2 protein-coding genes are annotated in these 2,668 nt (G+C 66.3%); both read right to left on the bottom strand.

All coding sequences use genetic code 11. The annotated features are described in order from the left end of the window. The coding region (gene mrdA / locus GM672_RS27365) for a penicillin-binding protein 2 (protein WP_155473650.1) at positions 1-2,010 on the bottom strand (2,010 nt) is incomplete at its 3' end. Positions 2,011-2,020: 10 nt separating this feature from the next. Then, positions 2,021-2,533, bottom strand: coding sequence for a rod shape-determining protein MreD (mreD, locus tag GM672_RS27360; RefSeq protein ID WP_155473649.1), 513 nt, complete (start codon positions 2,531-2,533; stop codon positions 2,021-2,023). Positions 2,534-2,668 lie beyond the last annotated feature (135 nt).

Here is a 2,668-nt window from a genome sequence, read left to right as displayed (position 1 = left end):
GGCCGCGGCGCCTGCCGGAGCCGCCGCTGCCGCCAGCGCTGCCGCGCGCTGCTCCAGCGCCGCCGCCGCTTCTTCCTCGGCCACGGGGCCTTCCACTGGCGCCAGCACTTCGGCGTCTTCCTTCGGCACCTTGGTGGTGTCCTTCTCCGTCGGGCGCTTGCCCAGCAGCCAGTAGTCCAGCACCTTGCGGGCAATCGGCGCGGCCACGGCGGCGCCGAAGCCGGCATTTTCCACCACCATCGCCAGCACGATCTTCGGCTTGTCGGCCGGGGCAAAGGCGGTGAACAGCGAGTTGTCGCGCAGCCGTTCGGCCAGCGAGGCGGCGTTGTACTTCTCGTTGGCGCGGATGCCGACCACCTGCGCCGTACCGGTCTTGCCGCCCACCGTGTATTCGACGTTCTTGAAGATGTTGTAGGCCGTGCCGCCCGGTTCGCTCGTCACGCCGACCATCGCATCCTTGATGATGTCGATGTTCTTCTGCTGCAGGGGAATGCGGTAGCTTTCCTTCGGCACCGTCAGCGTGCGCGCGCGGGTGCCGCCGTCCTCGACGATCTTGACGAGGTGCGGCTTCATGACGATGCCGTTGTTGGCCAGGTTGGCCACGGCGTGGGCGATCTGCAGCGGCGTGTACGAGTTGTAGCCCGAGCCGTTGCTGACGGAGATGGTGTCGCCGCCGACCCAGCGGGCGGCCGCCGGGTTCTTCTTGTAGCGGGCCCGCTTCCACGCCTGCGAAGGCAGCACGCCGACCTTCTCGTTTTCCAGGTCGATGCCCGTCTTCTGGCCGAAGCCGAAGGGCTTCATGAAGTCGTGGATCGTGTCGATCCCCATCTCGCGGCCCAGCTGGTAATAATAGGTGTTACACGACACCACGATCGACTTGCGCAGGTCGACCGTGCCGTGCCCGCCCACCTTATCGTCGCGGAACTTGTGCGTGCCCAGGTACATATAGCCGGGATCGAACATGGCCTGGCTGGCCGTGCGCTTGCCCAGCTCCAGCGCTGCCAGCGCCATGAAGGGCTTGAAGGTGGAACCGGGCGCGTAGGTGCCGGACAGGGGCCGGTTCACCATCGGCCGGTCGAGCGAGGTATTGAGTTCGTTCCAGCTCTGCGTATCGATGCCGTCGACGAACAGGTTCGGATCGTAGCCGGGGCGCGACACATAGGCCAGCACGTCGCCCGTCTCCGGTTCGATCGCCACCAGCGCGCCGCGCCATTCGCCGAAGGCTTCCTCGGCGATCTTCTGCAGCTCGATATCGACCGACAGGATCAGGTTGCTGCCGGGGATCGGCGCCGTGCGCGACAGCGTGCGGATGGCGCGCCCGCCCGCCGACACTTCCACTTCCTCGTAGCCGGTCACGCCGTGCAGCGTGCGTTCGTAGCTCTTCTCCAGGCCTTCCTTGCCGATGTAGTCGGTGCCGTTGTAGTTGGCGGCGTCCTCGGCCCCTTCCAGCACCTTGGCCTCGGACTGGTTGATGCGGCCGATGAAGCCGATCACGTGCGAGGCCGTCTCGCCCAGCGGATAGTTGCGGAACAGGCGCGCCTGCACTTCCACGCCGGGGAAGCGGAAGCGGTTGGCCGTGAAGCGGGCCACCTCCTCGTCCGACAGGCGGGTGCGCAGCGGCACGCTGGCGAAGTTCTTCGATTCCTCCATCAGCTTCCTGAACCGACGCCGGTCCTTCGGCGTCACCTCGACGATGGCGGCCAGCGCGTCGATGGTTTCGTCCAGCGGCAGGCGCAGCTTCGATGGCGTGATTTCCAGCGTGTAGGCGGAGTAGTTGCGTGCCAGGACGACGCCGTTGCGGTCCAGGATCAGGCCCCGGTTCGGCATGATGGGCACGATGGCGATGCGGTTGTCCTCCGCCTGGGCGGCGTAGTCGCTGTGCTTGATCACCTGCAGCCAGACGAAGCGGGCCAGCAGCAGCGCGAAGCAGACGAAGACCAGGGCCCCCAGCAGCGACAGCCGCACCTTGAACAGGTACAGGTCGCGTTCGTTGTTCTTCAACTCGGTCATGGCGGTGCCGTCAGATCGGGCGGGTGTGGTCTTTGTCGACGGACCGCCGCTGCGGCGCCAGCAGCAGCATCGTCACGACGGGCCACAGGATGGCCGAGACGATACTTTCGAGGAAGTAGAACCATCCGGGGAACTTGCCCGAGACGAGAAAGCGCACCAGCAGCTGCACCGTTTGCGCCAGCAACAGCAGCGGCAGCACGTGCATGGCCTGCGTCATGATGGGGAACCACAGCACGCGCCGGTGCATCATGATGGCGAAGTAGGACAGCAGCGTGTAGGCCAGCGCGTTCTCGCCCAGCAGGGTGGCGTCGTGCACGTCCATCAACAGGCCCAGGCAGAAGGCGGTGCCGATGCCCACCTTGCGCGGCTGGTGCACGCCCCAGAACACGAGGAACAGCGCGACGAAATCGGGCGCGCCGATGACACGGCCCCAGGGCAGCAGGTTAAGCAGGAACGCGATCAGCAGGCTGAAGGCGATGAAGACGGGGCTGACCGGCAGCAGGATGTATTGGGGACGGTTCATCGTGTCTCCTGGGCGGCGGCGGGCGCGCGGGGCGTGCTGGGCCTGCACATGGACGAACTGATCCACCCGGACGACATGGCCGGCAACCGCGCGCTGGTGGCACGGCTGCTCGACACGGGCGAACCCTTCACGATC

Origin of the sequence: Pseudoduganella buxea (assembly GCF_009720835.1) — a bacterium.
Lineage (GTDB): Bacteria > Pseudomonadota > Gammaproteobacteria > Burkholderiales > Burkholderiaceae_D > Rugamonas > Rugamonas buxea.
Note: the sequence above shows the minus strand (reverse complement) of the source record. Positions and strands in the feature narration are given on the sequence as shown.

Excerpts from the sequence above, each read along its gene's own strand:
- mreD (WP_155473649.1), bottom strand. The coding sequence starts at position 2,533 with ATGAACCGTCCCCAATACATCCTGCTGCCGGTCAGCCCCGTCTTCATC.